This window comes from Pseudoalteromonas sp. S408, assembly GCF_005886645.1.
Lineage (GTDB): Bacteria > Pseudomonadota > Gammaproteobacteria > Enterobacterales > Alteromonadaceae > Pseudoalteromonas.
In genome coordinates, this window is sequence record NZ_PNDY01000001.1 from 395,509 (window position 1) to 412,776 (window position 17,268).

Here is a 17,268-nt window from a genome sequence, read left to right on the forward strand (position 1 = left end):
GAAAAAGAACTACGAGGCCATATCACATTAATAGCCATAATAAGCGCAGTAATAATTTTAGGGTTAGGGATAAAGGTTGGCTCAATGCTATAAAAAAGCCCCAAACGTGGGGCTTTTAATTATCTACAAGTCGTTTTGTTTAAGGTTTATTTAAAAACACTGTCAACTTTCACTACTTCAATATTGTTAGCCGGAATAGCTAATGCGTAATCGGCAATAACTTTATCCTCTGCAACAAGCGCTGCTGGTTTTTCTGTGTTGTAAACCATTGGCGATGTTTGCTCTGACACTAAACGTTTTTTCATGTCTTCACCGTCACCGGTAATAAACACGTACTGCACGTTATCGGTTTGTAGATTATCTTTAATCACCCGATTCACATCAGCAAGCGTTAGCTTTTCAAGTTTACTTGTTACGTATTTTACAAACGATTCAGTGTTATAAAATTCGCTATCAAGTGCATAACCTAGCTGGCGGTTTTGACTTGCTACAAGCTGCGGCACGTAGTTAATTAAAAAGTTACGTGTTGCCTCAAAGTCTTTTTCGGTTAAGCCGTTTTTAATAAGCTTATCCAGCTCAAATAATGCGTTACGCGTTGCAAAGTGCGCGTCGTTGTTAGAGCGAAGTGGGCGCAACCATACTTGGAATATTTGCTCAGAACGCCCTAAATTTGCATCAGGCTTAGTTTGAAACATACCACGTGGGAAGTATTCAATATATGCGTAATCACCGTAATTCATACCGCGCGTTTGACGAATTCGCTCATATAAGTATGAGTTAGAACTACGATGCTCACCAAAGTACGAACGCACAAGCCAAAGGGCAGTCCAATCTTCGCTGCTGCGAATAGTATCAATTGGGAAGCCAAACGACACTGCCGTCGATTGCGCTGATTTTTCTACAATCGTTGCATGATGGCCTTTAAGCTCTGGCGCATCAGGAATACTTAAACGGTTTTGCTCGCCTTTAGGTAAGGTTGCTAAATCGCTCATAATATTTGCTTTAAGCGCTTTTGGCACGGCGCCAATTAAACCTAGTGTTAGTTTAGATTGAGTAAGCTCTGAATTGTAAAATGCTTTTACATCATCAAGCGTTAATGCTTCTAAATCAGAAATATCACCGTAGTTGTAACTTTCGTATGGGTGGCCTTTGTAAAGCGTGCTGTAGAGTACTTCTTTACCTAGCTCTTCATCGTTAGATGCTTTTAATCCCGACTTAATACCGTCGATCATTTCTTTTTTAAGGCGTTTAAAGTCATCGTCTCTAAAGCCTGGGTTAAGTAATTGTTCGCTTACAAGTGCATACCAAGTTTCAGCGTTATCTTTATGAATACGCCCTTGGAACGACAGCATTTCTTTGTCAATCTGGTAACCAAAACTACCTGCAAGTGGATAAAGCGCTTTTTGAATTTCTTTGTAGCTGGTACTTTGCGACCCACCTTGAGCAAGCATTGCGGCGGTAAGCGCAGCTACACCTTTTTTACCTTGAGGATCAGCAGCTGCCCCTGTATTAAATAAAAAGTTTACATCAATCAGCGGCGAGCTATTGGTTTTATCAAGCACTTTAAATACAGGTGCCTCTGGGGCTTGTTCAAGTTTTGCAACTACTGCACTTAAACTCGCCTCTTCTGCAAACCCCGGTGCTTTATCAAGTGCCGACATAGTCACGGTAGTACGCGTGTTATCTACAAAGTATTTATTAGCAACCGCTTTAATATCTTCTGCTGTGATGTTGTCGGCCGACTTATAAAGCTGGTTAATTACTTCAGGATCGCGTTCAAAATGCATGTAACTTGCAAGGGTTGATGCAATTGCTTGCGAAGAATCTAAACCATTAATAAAGCCATATTTAAGGTTAGACTTTAAGTCACTTAATTTTTGTGCATCGACCAACTCTGTTCTGGCTTTTGCATAAGTGCGGTTAATTGCATCACGCGCTTTTGCTAAATCATCAGCGTTTTCTACTTTTACAAATACATGCAGTAAGCCTGGATCTTTGGTTTCTGGATTATAAGTAAACATTTGACTCGCTATTTGTTTATCAACAACGAGCTCTTGATATAAATCTGAGTTACTTGAAAAATAAAGCTGCGAGATTAAATCAAGTGCAGCTCTGTCTTTTTTAGCGGGTTCCCACGCAGCACCCTTATACGATACCAATAGCCAATGCCCCGGCAAGGCTTTATTTTGTTCATGCAAATACTTAGGAGCTTGCTGTTTTGGCTCAGCTTTAATATCGGCAACGTAATTGCCTTTTTCCCAACCACCCCAGTGTTTTTTAACCATTGCCATTGTGGCTTTTGGGTCAACATCACCCACAATAACTAGCGATACATATTCTGGCTTATAAAACTTATCAAAAAACTCTTTACCGTAAGCCATTTGGTCTGGCATGGCTTCTATGTCTTCAAAAAAGCCCATTGTGGTGTGTTTATAAGTGTGTTTTTCAAAAGCCTCTGCACGCACAGCACTTAATAACTTACGAATTGGGCTGGCGTTATTTTTTAAGTACTCACCTTTTACCGTCAATGCTTCGGTTCTAAATTGCTCTTCGGTGTAGGTTAAGTTTTGGAAAATATCAGCTTCAATCTCAAGTACTTTATCAAGGTGCTGCTTTGAAAAGTTTAAATGGTAGTTAGTGTAATCGTTGGTAGTGTATGCACGGTTATCAACCCCTGCATTTTTGAATATGGCGGTGTATTCGTCTTGCGGAAATTTTTTAGAGCCTTTAAATACCATATGTTCAAAAAAATGAGCAAAACCAGTTTTACCCGCTTCTACTTCATTACGCGAGCCAACAGAAACCGGTATTTGCAGCGAAACGACATCAGGGTAATCCGTTTTTACAACCATTACACGTAAGCCATTCTCAAGCTCTTCAATTAGGTAATCTTGTGAAAAAACACGGTCATCAGCTTTTTTTATTTGTTCTTGTTTTGCTGTTTGCGTCGTTTCATTTTTTTGCATTGCACAGCCAGTTAAAGCGAGTGATACCGCAAGGCTTGTTGCTAATAATTTAAATTTCATAATTGTCCTTTAGTAAATTGAGCAAAGTTGTTGTCAAAATATTTACAATTTCACTACTAATTATGCCCCAAAGCCAATGAATATAAGAGCCCTCAGTCGCTTTATTATGTAAACAACTGTGTCATACACTTAATTTAGGAACTCCTTTGTATGAATAACCCTCACGTTGCTTGAAAAACTTTCACTTAAAAAATCTATCTAGACGTCTAAATGGCTGCTATATTTAATCCATCAACCATTGAGCTGGAATGAGGATTATGGCTTTATCACTTCAAGAGAAAATTGAGGACACTAATCAAGGTGTTTATCTTATTGGCACAACGCCACCCAAAATAGGCACTGATAAAGCGCAGTTAAAAACCATTGCAGAAAAACTATTAGGCCGCTTACACGAAATCGAATACGACGGTGTTGTAATTTACGATATTCAAGATGAGAGCAGCCGTACTAATCAGGCTCGTCCGTTTCCATTTAAACAAACGGTTGATCCGCGTGAGTACAGTAAGTTGCTAAAAGACTTATCACGCCTAGATGTAATTACCTACAAAAGCGTAGCGCAACGCGGTGAGGCTGAATTTAAAGAGTGGCTAGATGAAACTAAAAACGAGTTTGATTTAAAAAATGTCGTTTTAGTGGGTAGCCCATCGTCGGAAGGTGATATTAAACTAAGCCTACCTGACGCTTATAAAACATTAGCTGAGCAAAGTGATGACTTCTTTTTAGGAGGCGTAACCATTGCAGAGCGACATGCAAGCAAGCGCAATGAACACGAACGCTTAATAGAAAAAACAACACAAGGTTGCCAATTTTTTATATCGCAAGCGGTTTATAATGCTCAAGCTACTATTGATTTAATAACAAGTTACGCGCGTACCTGCAAGGCACAAGGCGTTACACCAAAACGTATTATACTCACGTTTACACCATGTGGCGGTGAAAAAACCCTAGAGTTTATGCAGTGGTTGGGTATTTCAGTACCAGAGGCGACCAAATGGCGCATGCTTGACGCCGACAACACCTTGAGTGAATCGGTGCGTATTTGCCGCGAAAATCTCGATTCAATTTTAAAAAGCTGTGCACACCTAGACGTGCCACTGGGTTTAAACATTGAAAGCTTAACAAACCGTAAAGAAGAAATTGACGCATCAATTAACCTATACCGTTTATTAAAAGCAACTATGGAGCTCAACCTAGCTGAGAAACAAATAGCGTAAAGTTAAACTAATTTACACCCTTCTTGGCGAGCTAATGCTTGCCTTTTTTGTCTCACTAACTTATTTAGTAAACAACTCAAAAACAAAAATTAAATACACACCCACTTTGCTATTACTTCAAACATACTTTCAACCTTAATGGGCTTTGAAATATAGCCATCCATACCGCAATCTTGCGCCTTTAATAAATCGGTTTCTCTTGTATTAGCAGTCATTGCAATAATGGGTAAATTTTTAAACTTTGCTTGTCTTTTTATTTCTGTGGCTGCCGTATAACCATCCATTCTAGGCATTTGGCAGTCCATTAACACACCATCGTAAGTTTTATGTTTTAGCGCATCTAATGCCTCAAGGCCATCGTTAGCAATATCAACAATTAAGCCATTTTTACGCAGTATTTGTGTTGCTACTTGTTGATTGAGCGGGTTATCTTCAACCAATAAAATATGAATGCCTTGCAGTTTTTGTAGTGTGTTTTGTGTATTTAAGCTCTCTTGTGATTCTGGTTTTTTTAGTGTTTTTATATGCATAATTTGTAAAAGTACGTTATGCAAAGTACTTTTAATTATTGGTTTTATGAGTATTTTATAAGTGTTATTACCAAACCCTAGTAGGCTTTCGTTTAGCGCTTTATTTTCACAAGGCGCTATTACAATTAGCTTTTTTGCATTTAATTTAAGCTTATTGCGCAAAGACTGCGCAGCACTATCATGATTTAAATTTAACGTTCGCCAATCTATAAATATAAAATCGTAATCATGAAGCATACCTAGCCGGTCTAATACTTGGTTGATGTTATTTACAATATCAAATTTCACTTCAAAACCTAAAAGCAGCGTTTGTAATGATGTTAACTGACTATCTGAACTTTCAATAACAAGTGCCCACTTGGCTCTAATATGTGATATATCAAACTCACTTTGCTTAGTCGAATAATTAAGTGGAATAGTAAAACTAAAGCAGCTCCCCTTATTTAACTTGCTATTTACTGCAATATCTCCCTGCATTAGTTCAACCAATGTTTTGCTTATTACCAAACCAAGCCCCGTTCCACCAAACTTTCGGGTTGTCGATACATCAGCCTGAGTAAAAGGTTTAAACAGTGAGTCAACTTGTGCTTGGGTCATCCCAATGCCGTTATCTGAAATAGAAAAAGTGACACTGCAACAGCTATCTACTTTTTGAACTAATTTAACAGCTAGAATAACCTTACCGCGGGTCGAAAATTTAAGCGCGTTATTAAGTAGGTTTAACAGCACTTGGTTAAGCCTTAATGCATCGCCAATAAAGAAATCAGGCAGCAGAGGGTCAATATCAAACACCACTTCAATTTTTCTTTGTGATGCTAACGTACTAATAATATTTACAAGATTTTCTAGGAAGGTATTAAAGTTAAATTCTTTTTGTTCAAGCTCTATTTTACCCGCTTCGACCTTTGAAAAGTCTAAAATATCATTAATTATCCCTAATAAAGACTCTGCCGAATAATAAATTTTTTCAACATAGTCTCTCTGTTTATCCGAAAGTTCAGTATCTAAAACCAAATAAGCCATACCTATTATGGCATTCATCGGGGTGCGAATCTCATGGCTCATGTTTGCTAAAAAGTCTGATTTAGCCTCATTAGCAGCTTCTGCATCTTGTTTAGCAAGTTTAAGATCGTGGGTCCTATTGGCAACTTCTTGCTCCAAGTTTTCAGCCGCACCTTTAAGCACCTCATTGGCTTCGTAAAGCTGTAATGATTTGGCTTCAAGCAGCTTTTCGGCTTCTTTTCGCGCCAAGCGCTCTCGCTCTAACCTCCGCTGTAAAGGGGCTACATCCATATTTAACCTACCAGTGTTAAGTTAAACGTAGCCACTTGATGATCGTCACTGATCTCGCTGCTTATGCTTATATTTTCCTTAAAATGTTCGGCTGCACCTTCTATTAACCCTTCAGCAAGTACAGCAAAGGGTTACTCGAATGGTAAATCATCCGCATTTGGGTATCACTTAATCGTTTGGTTTGAAAGCTAGGTAACTCAACGTCGGTATATAGTTTTTCAACTTCTACATGCACGTGCCTATCTATGGTACCTAAAAAGTCAAATGTGGTAGTGAGCTCTTCAAAAAATTGTGGATAGTAGACTAAAAAACGCTTTAACAGATATTTCCCGTACTCTTTAACAAGTACATCAATCGGAATATTAACAATGCCACTCAGTGAAGTTACTAACTTTAAAAGCTCCTGCTTGTTATAGTTACCGACACTGGTATAAACCCCATTAGAATCCAGCTCGTTTTGCTCAATAATTTGATCGGCAACGGCTGGTGAAAATGTGATCTCGACCATTTCTAAAAATTCAGTAAAAATAATGCCTTTCATCGCTCTAGCAACTTATTAGTCGTAGATTAAGTATAGATTTAAACTGTAGTAATGCACATTTGTAAGAAGAAAAAACACTTACAATGTATTCCTATTTAAAGGGGGTTTTACTTATTTAGCCGCTTTATGTAAAAGTGACTATTAAAATAAGCGCAGCTGATGTGTATAAAATTGCTAAATACTATTTAAAAACTAATTTTTTATCACTAAATGGGGCATTAACAGCCCCATACTATTGGCTATTATTTACGGCGCCTGCTTGGAGCCCTTTTTCCTGTAATACGTTTTTTATCGCGATCTTTACGCGCTTTGTTGGTGTTTTTGCGGTTATCTTTAGGTGGCTTATTTAAATCAGGTTCATAACCTTCAAGCCATTGTGGTGTTAAGCGGGTATCAAGCAGTACTTCAATTTCTTCAAGTAGCCATTGCTCGTCAATACTAACTAATGACATAGCAAGCCCTTGCTCACCTGCACGACCAGTGCGGCCTATGCGGTGTACGTAGTCTTCTGCTATGTATGGCAGCTCAAAGTTTATTACGTATTTAAGCGCAGGAATATCAAGCCCGCGCGCTGCTACATCAGTGGCAACTAATACGCGTGTAGTGCCCTCTTTAAAGTTTTGTAGTGCACGGTCGCGCGCGCCTTGCGATTTATCGCCATGAATAGATTCTGTTTTTAAACCGTCTTTACACATTTCTTTGGCAAGCTTATCGGCCATTTGCTTGGTGCGCGTGAATATAAGTACTTGGCGCCAATTTTTCATGCCAATCATGTGCGATACCAGCTCGCGTTTTCTGTCTTCATCAACAGCGTAAATAACCTGTTCGACTTCAACGGCAGCCGAGTTACGTTTATCTACTTCAATCAACTCAGGGTTTTTAAGTAGCTTTTTACTTAGCTCAAACACGCCGTCATCAAAGGTAGCTGAGAATAATAAGGTTTGGCGATCGCCTGGAATGTGGCGCAAAATACGTTTTATTTCATCAATAAAGCCCATGTCGAGCATGCGGTCGGCTTCATCAAATACCAATGAATCAACACTTGAAAGCACCACACTGCCTTTAACGATATGATCAAGTAAACGCCCTGGCGTTGCAACTATCACTTGCGCCGTTTTAAGTGCTTTAATTTGCGGGCCAATACTTGCACCGCCATACGCTAAAGCGCCCTGAATATTGCTGCCTTGGGCGTATTTTTCAAAACTTGCAAACACTTGCTGAGCAAGCTCACGCGTTGGCGTTAAAATAACCACTCGAGCAATACCTGGCTCATCTTTTTTTGGTGTATTTAAAAGCTTATGAAGAAGCGGTAATACAAAGGCTGCTGTTTTACCTGTGCCTGTTTGCGCGCTGCCCATTACATCGTTGCCCGCTAAAATAGGCGGAATAGTTTTAATCTGAATTGCGGTAGGCGTGGTGTAATTATTTTGCTCAATCGCTGTTAGTAATAACGAATCGAGATTAAGTGATGAAAATGATGTGGCAGACATAGGCTTAGCTTTAAAATAACAAAGAGCGCCATTATACCTGAGCTTTAGCAATAAAAAAGGCGCTATCAATAGCGCCCCATTTAAATGCTAATGTTAAACCGGTTTTAAGGTCGCTTTTCGCTCGTTATAAAATGCAATTAAATCATCAACCGTTGCTTGGCAGTATTCACGAATACCCGACACCACCATGTGCTTTTCACCAAAACCGACTTTTTCGCCGTTTTCTAGTAAATTAAAGCGTAAGGTAATTTTGCCGCGCTTGCCTGTGTATTCAAAACTTGGCTCAGCAAATTCAAGCGTTGGTGCTTTAATCTCAATGTTATCGAGGTTAATAATCATTGACTCGTAAATAACCATAGGCCGCGCAGGGTTAATCATCACCTCTTGCTTGCCCATTAGTGGAATAATGACATGTGGGAAAGCCGTACCAGAAAACTCAACATAGTTTTTTATTAAGCTATTAGTAAGTGTTGGGCATTTGCTTGTTTTACCTTCGCGTTTTACCTTTAAAATTACTTTATCGCCATTGGTTACATCAAACTCGTCCCCCCCTTCAGGGAAGCTAAGTTTGGTGTTTTCGTCAACCATACCAGCAAAGGTAAATTCCATTCGCTCACTAATACCATAGCGGTCTAACACTAAAGAAAAAAGCAAGTCTCCTGGCGCGCAAAACTTTTTGGCATCTTTATCATGAAGTGGATTGTAATCATCGGCAACGCATTTTGCGAAACGACACCCTTGCTCACGAGAAATAGAAACATAATCAGCGTGCTGCTGAAAGTAAGGACTTAACATAGTTTGTTCACTGCTTAAACTGCTTATAACTTACCCATACTACCAGAAAAAAATTAAAGAGAGGTCGAATCACTTACAAAATGATACAACTTACTTTTATTTTTGCTTTGCTTGCTTTTGTTTTTATTGATAATTTTTTGATGGGCCTACAAATAATAACTAAGGGATTGATCATTATGCTGCGTATTTTTGCTTTAACCTGTGTAATAACAACATTAACAGGGTGTTCTGGCGTTACCTATCATACCAATATAAACAACGATGTTTTAGCTGATGAAATTGGTACTTATGTAAATAAAAGAGATCTGCATCAATTTTATAGTGACCAACAAGCTCACGAAAGCGGTGCTTCATTGTTAGGTCGAATTGAAGGCGAGAGCTGTAATGGAGATGGCCGAGGTGAAAGCAGTAACGTTAGTTATAATCGCGCAAAATCAAGTGCCATAGATTCACTTAAAGCGGATGCAATGCGCAGAGGCGGTAATGCCTTTACTATTAATTCTTGTAGTGAAACTCCTCAATCTTATTGCGACATTTCGGTTACTTGTACGGGTCAAGCTTACGATTTGGAATAAATGCAGTAATACCGGAACTATTTAACACTGGCTCCCAAAAACAAAAAAGCCGAACTTATTTACTAAGCTCGGCTTTTAAAAATGCATCATTTAGTCATTATGCACTTGGATATGTGCGGTACGCACGCTCAATATTTTTAGCCTGCTTTTTAGAAATACCTAAATGAGCAAGCGCTACACGTAAACGCGCACGTGATAGGTCAGAGCCCAAAATTTCCATTGCATCAAGTACCGACGTCGATGACGTTTTACCGGTAATTGCTACAAATATCGGCTCTAAAAAGTCTTTAATTTTAAGCTCGTGGAATGTAGCAACCTCTTTTGCAATGGCAAAAATAGCTGGCTTTTCAAAGCTACGTAAGCCTTCTAATTGCCATACAAAAAATTGTAGCGCTTGGCGTATTACGTTTTCGTCAGCTTTGCCCGCTGTTAACAGTGCAGGGTCGTAAGTTGGAATACCGCCAACAAAGTGTCCGGCTAAATCAACCATATCCGACAGCGTGTTAATACGCGTTTTAGCTTCTGGTAATACTTTAGCTAGCATGACACCGTTAAACTTCCAATCAACAAAGCGCTTCACAAGCTCTTCGTCGGTTAGGTTTTCGCGGATCCACGTACCGTTTAACCAGCTTAACTTATCTACGTCAAATACTGGGCCACCAAGCGATACACGCTTCATGTCAAAGTGTTCAATCATTTCATCAAGTGTGAATTTTTCACGCTCGTCTGGCATTGACCACCCCATGCGGCCTAAGTAGTTGAGCACGGCTTCTGGTAGGTAACCCATTTCTTTATAGTAATTAATACTCGTTGGGTTTTTACGCTTAGAAAGCTTTGATTTATCTGGGTTACGTAATAATGGTAGGTGGCCAAGTACCGGCGCTTCCCAACCAAAATCTTCGTAAAGTTTTAATAGTTTAGGTGCTGAGTTAATCCACTCTTCGCCACGAAAAATATGGCTAATTTGCATGTGATGATCGTCTACCACATTAGCTAAAAAGTACGTTGGAAAACCATCGGCTTTTAATAGCACTTGCATGTCTACGTTTTCCCACGGGATCTCAATTTCGTCGCGTAGGTAGTCGTTAAATTTAAAGGTGCCTTCGCTTGGTATTTTCATACGTATAACGTAAGGCTTACCTGCAGCTAAGTTTGCTTTAATTTCGTCTTCGGTGTGGTTCAAACCACGACCATCGTACTTAGGGCGCAGACCTTCGGCCATTTGCTCTTCGCGCATTTGGTCAAGCTCTTCACTGGTTGCAAAACAGTAAAATGCTTTACCTTGCTCAACTAACTGATGCGCGTATTTTTTATATAAATCGCTACGTTCAGACTGACGGTACGGGCCAAAATCACCACCTACATCAGGGCCATGATCCCACTCAAGGCCTAACCAACGCAGGCTATCCATAATAGCTTGCTCTGATTCTGGTGTGCTGCGCACTTGGTCGGTGTCTTCTATACGAAGCACAAACTCGCCGCCTTGCTGTTTAGCAAAACAGTAGTTAAATAAAGCAATGTAAGCTGTGCCAAGATGCGGATCACCTGTTGGCGACGGGGCAACACGAGTACGGATTGTCATGGTAATGTCTCTTTAAATAAGTGAGATAAAAATTATATGGTTACGTTTAAGCAGCTACTTTATTTAAGTACGCAATAATATCGTTAGATTCGTAAAGCCATTGAGTTTGGCCATTTTGCTCTATACGTAAGCAAGGCACTTTAACTTTGCCACCTTGCTCTAATAACTCTTGTCGATATTGCTCATTGTCTTTTGCATCGCGTGTTTCTATGTTCAAGCCTTCGCGCTTAATAGCACGGCGTACTTTCACACAAAACGGGCATGCTTTAAATTGATAAAGTTTAAAATGAGAGGTTTGCAGATCAAGCTTGGCTTGCTCGTCGCTTGCACGCTTTTTACTACGAGGAGTAAATATAAAATTAAAGAATAAAATTATACAACCTAAAAACCAACGAACGAATTTCATGCTTAATACTCTGACTACAACAATTTAAGGAGCCAGATTTTAGCACAAATTTACAATCAAAAAAGCTCAATACTAATGAGAAACCCTGACTTGTTCGCTGAGCGTAAGCTCGTAACATGATGTCACCTTATTCCGTCCTGTTTTTTTTGAGTGATATAACGCCATGTCGGCTTGGTTTACTATGCTTGAAACGGTATCAGCGCTCTGCAGCTTTAAAAAGCCAATACTAATTGTTAACTGCTGTATGTGCTCAAAATCATGGCTGGCCACCCGCTGTTGTAAACGAGTTAGCGCATTAAGTGCATCCGTATTTGTTTGCGACTGAAATACGATTGCAAACTCTTCCCCTCCGTATCTAAAAGCATAATCTTCAATTCTAAAATTATTTTTTATGAGTTTAGCAACTTGTGCAATAACACCGTCGCCAACTACATGGCCAAATGTATCGTTAACATTTTTAAATAAATCAATGTCAACAATGGCTAAATACCAACAGCGTTTTTTATGTACTTGCTCTCGGGGTAATAAAAAACCATTGCCGGTGACTATTTCCATTACTTTTTTGTCAAAGGTTTGACGATTTAAAAGCCCCGTTAAAGGGTCTAAGCGCGACTTATGCAAAATCCATAATTGATTCGCGTATACATTTAAAATGTACATAGCTAATGCACTTATTCTATCGGTTATTAACTGCTTGGTTTTAATAATTAAAACACCCAGAATAGTATCGCTATGATTAACTGGGATGTATGTTGTTACATCATCAGTCGTATGAATAACTCTTGTTTTACTAGGCGTTGCTTTATTGAGTATTAATTGGGCTTGACTGGGCTCTAAGTATGTTAAGTTGCTTTGAGTGTTTAAAAGCAGAGGTGGGGCTTTCAAAGTAACGTGCTTATTTATGTAAATCGCAAAATTATTTTCGCTTAGTAAGTCACCTAACACGTCTATTAAAGCCGAATCTAAATGGCTTTCGTCTTCCTGACAAGTGAGTTCGACTACCCACTCGTGGCCACATGAATTGGCTTGCATTGCCACACCCTGTCTTGAATAATTTTTAACCAGTGTAGACGTAATCTATAACTTTACTAAATAATTAGACAGTTAATTAAAATTCATTCTTTTTAGTTAAGCATTAAAGTAGTACCAAGTCGTCTCTATGCAATACTTCTGAACCAGCGTCATAACTAAGCAACTGAGCAATATTATTTGAATGTGCGCCTTTAATTTTATTAACCTCCGAGCGACTAAAGCGGGTTAAACCGCGCGCAATTACTTGGTTATTTGTATCAATCAAATCTATTAAGTCCCCACGTTCAAAATCCCCAAAGGCATTGGTGACCCCTTTGGCCAATAAACTTGCCCCATTATTTTGCAGCGCACTAATAGCGCCTGCGTCTATTGCTATTTGCCCATTACTTTTAGGCCCGGCTAATAACCATTTTTTGCGACCATCTTTAGGCGCTGTTAACTTTAAAAAGCGCGTACCCGGTAATTTCTCGCTCATGCATTTTAAAATAACGTTGCTGCCAGCGCCTTTGGCAATAATAACTTCAACGCCTGCACGCCTGGCCACATCGGCCGCTTGCAGCTTTGTTGCCATACCGCCGGTACCTAAGTGTGTTCCGCTGCCACCAGCAAGTAGGCGAAGTTCATCGTTTATGTGAGCTACTTCGTCAATAAGCTTTGCATCGGCATTGATGCGCGGATCGCTGGTAAACAAGCCGTCTTGGTCGGTTAATAATAGCAATTTGTCTGCGTTGGCTAATATTGCCACCAAGGCTGATAGGTTATCGTTGTCACCTACTTTAATTTCGCTTGTGGCAACGGCGTCATTTTCATTAATAATAGGCACTACATCGTAGCTTAGTAAGGCCGTTAATGTATCGCGTGCGTTTAAGTAGCGCTCTCTGTCATCAACATCAGCGCGTGTTAACAGCATTTGCCCTACGTTTACGCCATACAAGGCAAATAAACTTTGCCATATATGAATAAGTTGGCCCTGCCCTATTGCGGCTAACATTTGTTTATCAACTAAGCTCGTACCACAGGGTTTTAATAATTGTTCGCGGCCTGCAGCTACAGCCCCACTTGATACTACAATAACCCGATGCCCTTGTTTTTTAAGCTCACAACATTGGCGAACTAACTCAACCATATGGGCTTTATCTAGTTTATCGGTGCCACCAGTTAGTACGCTCGTACCTAACTTTACAACTATTACCTGTTCCCTTTGCATTGTTTTTAGCTATTAAAATTTTATTATGATTTAATTTATACCAGCTCGGTATTTTTGAACAAGTTAAAAATTTTCATGCTAGGATCGCGCTATATTTTATCGTTTAAATAAGTCTTATGCCTGCTAGTTTATGTTTAATTATTGCCACTTTTTTATGGGGCAGTTCGTTCATAGCGCTTAAATACGCCATTGCCATTTACGATCCGGCATTAGTGATATTTTTACGTATGCTTACTACGCTCGTTATTTCATTGTGTTTATGGCGTTATGTTATTCGCTTTGAATATCAAAAAGGTGATTGGAAGTATTTAGTGGGCATGTCGCTTGCTGAGCCTTGCTTGTACTTTTTATTTGAAGGCCACGCAATGGAATATACATCGGCATCTCAGGCGGGTGTTATTGTGTCGTGCTTGCCAATAATAGTCGCATTTTTAGCATTTTTTATGCTCAAAGAATACATAAGTAAAGCCATTGTGGTGGGCTTTACGCTATGTATTGGCGGCAGTATTTTACTTACGCTTCTCTCTCCTAGCTCAGAACAAGCGCCTAACCCTATATTAGGTAACTTTTTAGAGCTAATGGCTATGGTGTGCGCTGCTTTTTATACCGTTAGCATTAAACACTTAGCAAACCGGTATTCACCACTGACTTTAATTGCATTACAAGGCATTAGCGGAAGTTTGTTTTTTGCCCCCATTCTATTTTTTATTGACCTACCCAGCGAAAATCAACACGACCTAACAGCACTTATGAGTATTTTATATTTAGGCTCTTGCGTTACCCTAGGCGGCTACGGTATGTATAACTATGCCATTAGCAAGGTATCGGTGCTTACAGCGGCGGCGTATTCAAATTTAATCCCCATATTTACACTTATTTTATCGGCTATTATTTTGGGAGAGGTACTTACACTTTGGCAGTGGCTTAGTATTTTTGTAGTCTTTATTGGCGTTATGGTTAGCCAGCGCCATCAAGAGCTTGTTGTTGATATACCACTTAGTGAATCCGGTGAAGATATTTCTGCCGATACCAATAACCTCAAATCGGTGCCCGACGCTAATGCATCAAAGGGATAACAGGTAAGTAAATAAAGCCCCGGTGTGCGTAAAAAATCATGCTGCGATTGATGAATTATATCAACCGCCGTGACTGTATACTGCTGTAATTCCCCGCTTTGTAACTGCATAGTAAACTGTTCACCCACTTTAGCGTGCTGCAAAAACGCAAAGTGGGTGTCGTTATGGCCTGCTATTAACGCTCCCTTTTGGCGATCACCCAATTCCCCAGCGGGCAAAAAATGGCTTGGTGCAAATGCTAAATTTCGACCACTCGCACCACCGAGCACACTTAATGTTTTATTATGCGATGGAAAATGAAGCTGCGCGGTTACAAAACTGTCAGCATAAAACCACGGTTTTACTTTTTCACTGGGCCGGCTTAGGGCTTGCTGCCACGCACGCTCAATAAGCACTTGTGCAAACCATGCCTTTGTTTGCATATAAGCTCCGTGGCCAAACAAGCTGAGCCCTATAATTAATAGCCCTGCACTTAACCACTTTTTCATGTTTTAACGCGTCTTTTTAATTTAAGTACACCAAGTGTTATAAGTAACATACTACCTAACATTATATGCAGCCTACTTTGACCATCGGTTTGCGGCAAACGCATTTTCATCCCTTGCGGCACTTGGTTAGCGACTTGAGCAGTTTGATCTGCAACGTCTTTAATTTGAGCATGTTCAATGGCAATAAACGCAGTAAATGGACTTAATAGTTGATGCGTTAATGCTAATTTTTGCACCTTGTCTTTAACACTACTTTGCTCGTTATATAAAAGTAGTGACTTAATTTTTTGACGCGCCCACAGTTTCGCTATGCCTTGAGCACTTGAGCTATTTTGTGTGCTTAATTTAATACTTAAAGGCCCTTGTGCTGTTTGCCCTGTAAGTATCACACTTTTAGCATCATTAAGTTTTATAGCGACCATGATAGGCTCGCCAAAATATAAATCAGGTAAGGGTGATGGCCAAAAATCTAAAGGGTTACCGTTTTCATCGCTTAAAGCTAGCTCAGTAATGGCTGGGTGGGCGAGCTTATCAAATAACTGCTGCATTTTAGGCTGTACTTCTTGTGTGCTGCCAATAAAAGTAAATGTGCCTTTTCCTATATCTGCTGCACGGCGCATAAAAAAGCTATTAGGGGCGCTACCAATTCCTACTGTAAATAAACGGCTATCACCTAATTTAGCCTGAATATTTTTAAATAAAGTAGCTTCGTTACTTACACTGCCGTCGGTTAAAAACACCACTTGGCGTACAAAACCATCAAACGAACTGCCATCAAGTACCGCATCAAGCGCGCCTTGTATTTCTGTGCCGCCATCGGCCTCTAGGCTGTAAATAAAACGCTCAGCTCGGCGTAAGTTAAAATCACTGGCTATAAGAGGCCTATCACTCATGGCTGTGACATTATTATCAAAACCAATAATGTTAAAGCTGTCGTCGCTTTCAAGTAACGACAGCGCATAAAATAACGCTTTTTTTGCCTGCTCAATAGACTGCCCATGCATTGAGCCTGAGGTATCTACTACAAATACCATTTCTCGGGGTAAGCGTTGAGTTTGCGTAAAGTGATCAGCAGGCGGCATTAGCATTGCAAGTCCGTATCGATCGCCATTGTCAAACTGCTGGGTAAAAAAGGCAGCTTGCGCGCTTTCTTTTTGCAGCGGTTTAAACTCAAGAACAAAGTCGCGGTTTATGGCATTTTGCTCGTTTAATGCAACGGTGTATTGGCCAAATGCAGGGTTATGAATATCTACGTTATGAAATTTAGAGTTTATATCCACCAACTCTAACCCAACGTCTATATCTATATTTAAACTAAATTTACTACTAGGTTCGTCGTCATCGTTACACGCCGCGCTTTGTATACTGTAAACAGGGCTTAACCAGCCGCTTGGTGCAGTATTGACGGGAGCTTGGTTTTGCTCATTAAACTCAACTTCACCGCTAATTGCGTGGTAACGTGGCGTAATGGTGGTAGGAAAACGAATGGCAAAAGTGCCACTGCGGTAACTAATAATTTCTTGATACTCAAGCTCAATAACCACCTGCTCACCAGGACCAATATTTGACACATTAGTGACAAACATATTTGCCCGTTGTTGACGCACAAGTGCGGCCTGTTTCCCTGCCTTTTGTGCGTGTGCGTATTTTTTTTCAGCCTCTATTTTTTTATCAATTTGGCCTTTGATGACTCGCTCACCTACACGCATTGTCATGGCATGTACTGCACTTTCGTCGGGTAAGGGAAATACATAACGCGCATTCACCGCAAACGGGTTTTCGTTTTGATAAGTTTGCTTGACAACAACATGGTTAATTAACCCTGTTACAGTCATTTGTGCGTCGCTTTTTAATATAATAGCTGGGCTAACGGGCTTACCTAAGGTGTCGGTTAGTTCAAGCTTTGGCGATTGCGCATAGCTGCTTTTGCTTGCTAATAGCGATATAGCCATGAATATAAAAATGCTTGCCTCAACAAGCATTTTGGTTGGGTTACTCAACATAAAATCACTC

14 protein-coding genes are annotated in these 17,268 nt (G+C 39.9%); 3 read left to right on the forward strand and 11 right to left on the reverse strand.

Annotated elements, in window-relative coordinates:
- Nucleotides 1–146: 146 nt before the first annotated feature.
- A complete protein-coding gene (locus tag CWB62_RS01930) occupies nucleotides 147–3,026 on the reverse strand; it encodes a M16 family metallopeptidase (RefSeq protein WP_138527744.1) in 2,880 nt (959 codons plus the stop codon).
- A 257-nt stretch (nucleotides 3,027–3,283) separates the two neighbouring features.
- On the opposite strand from CWB62_RS01930, the gene CWB62_RS01935 reads away from it, so the two are divergent.
- Complete coding sequence (locus CWB62_RS01935; RefSeq protein WP_138527746.1) at nucleotides 3,284–4,240, forward strand: methylenetetrahydrofolate reductase; 957 nt, start codon at nucleotides 3,284–3,286, stop codon at nucleotides 4,238–4,240.
- A gap of 89 nt (nucleotides 4,241–4,329) precedes the next feature.
- Here CWB62_RS01935 and CWB62_RS01940 read toward each other — a convergent pair whose 3' ends face one another.
- The 4 genes from CWB62_RS01940 to CWB62_RS01955 form a co-directional block, all read right to left on the reverse strand.
- Nucleotides 4,330–6,063 (reverse strand): response regulator, encoded by a 1,734-nt coding sequence (locus CWB62_RS01940; protein ID WP_138527748.1) that lies wholly within the window; start codon nucleotides 6,061–6,063, stop codon nucleotides 4,330–4,332.
- A gap of 103 nt (nucleotides 6,064–6,166) precedes the next feature.
- Complete coding sequence (locus CWB62_RS01945; RefSeq protein WP_249310662.1) at nucleotides 6,167–6,604, reverse strand: heme NO-binding domain-containing protein; 438 nt, start codon at nucleotides 6,602–6,604, stop codon at nucleotides 6,167–6,169.
- Between the two features lie 242 nt (nucleotides 6,605–6,846).
- On the reverse strand, nucleotides 6,847–8,094 hold the full coding sequence (locus CWB62_RS01950; protein ID WP_058403064.1) for a DEAD/DEAH box helicase: 1,248 nt from the start codon (nucleotides 8,092–8,094) through the stop codon (nucleotides 6,847–6,849).
- Nucleotides 8,095–8,187: 93 nt separating this feature from the next.
- A complete protein-coding gene (locus CWB62_RS01955; RefSeq protein ID WP_058403065.1) occupies nucleotides 8,188–8,889 on the reverse strand; it encodes a DUF3581 domain-containing protein in 702 nt (233 codons plus the stop codon).
- Between the two features lie 176 nt (nucleotides 8,890–9,065).
- Here CWB62_RS01955 and CWB62_RS01960 point away from each other — a divergent pair, with 176 nt between their 5' ends.
- A complete protein-coding gene (locus CWB62_RS01960) occupies nucleotides 9,066–9,464 on the forward strand; it encodes a hypothetical protein (RefSeq protein WP_138527750.1) in 399 nt (132 codons plus the stop codon).
- A gap of 97 nt (nucleotides 9,465–9,561) precedes the next feature.
- Here the strand turns inward: CWB62_RS01960 and gltX are convergent, their stop codons facing one another.
- From gltX to proB, 4 genes are all read right to left on the reverse strand, one after another.
- The gene (gene gltX, locus CWB62_RS01965; protein ID WP_058403066.1) at nucleotides 9,562–11,046 is read right to left on the reverse strand and encodes a glutamate--tRNA ligase; all 1,485 of its coding nucleotides are present in this window, start codon (nucleotides 11,044–11,046) and stop codon (nucleotides 9,562–9,564) included.
- 46 nt (nucleotides 11,047–11,092) lie between these two features.
- On the reverse strand, nucleotides 11,093–11,452 hold the full coding sequence (locus tag CWB62_RS01970; protein WP_058403067.1) for a glutaredoxin family protein: 360 nt from the start codon (nucleotides 11,450–11,452) through the stop codon (nucleotides 11,093–11,095).
- A gap of 72 nt (nucleotides 11,453–11,524) precedes the next feature.
- On the reverse strand, nucleotides 11,525–12,484 hold the full coding sequence (locus tag CWB62_RS01975; RefSeq protein WP_058403068.1) for a GGDEF domain-containing protein: 960 nt from the start codon (nucleotides 12,482–12,484) through the stop codon (nucleotides 11,525–11,527).
- A gap of 103 nt (nucleotides 12,485–12,587) precedes the next feature.
- The gene (gene proB / locus CWB62_RS01980) at nucleotides 12,588–13,691 is read right to left on the reverse strand and encodes a glutamate 5-kinase (protein ID WP_058403069.1); all 1,104 of its coding nucleotides are present in this window, start codon (nucleotides 13,689–13,691) and stop codon (nucleotides 12,588–12,590) included.
- Nucleotides 13,692–13,807: 116 nt separating this feature from the next.
- Here proB and CWB62_RS01985 point away from each other — a divergent pair, with 116 nt between their 5' ends.
- Complete coding sequence (locus CWB62_RS01985) at nucleotides 13,808–14,767, forward strand: DMT family transporter (protein ID WP_138527752.1); 960 nt, start codon at nucleotides 13,808–13,810, stop codon at nucleotides 14,765–14,767.
- On the opposite strand, the gene CWB62_RS01990 is transcribed toward CWB62_RS01985, so the two are convergent.
- Nucleotides 14,662–15,255: a class GN sortase gene (locus tag CWB62_RS01990; RefSeq protein WP_058403071.1), complete on the reverse strand. Its 594-nt coding sequence runs from the start codon at nucleotides 15,253–15,255 to the stop codon at nucleotides 14,662–14,664. The genes CWB62_RS01985 and CWB62_RS01990 overlap by 106 nt on opposite strands.
- Nucleotides 15,252–17,258: a marine proteobacterial sortase target protein gene (locus tag CWB62_RS01995; protein ID WP_138527754.1), complete on the reverse strand. Its 2,007-nt coding sequence runs from the start codon at nucleotides 17,256–17,258 to the stop codon at nucleotides 15,252–15,254. Before CWB62_RS01995 ends, CWB62_RS01990 begins: the two co-directional genes overlap by 4 nt.
- Nucleotides 17,259–17,268: the final 10 nt, after the last annotated feature.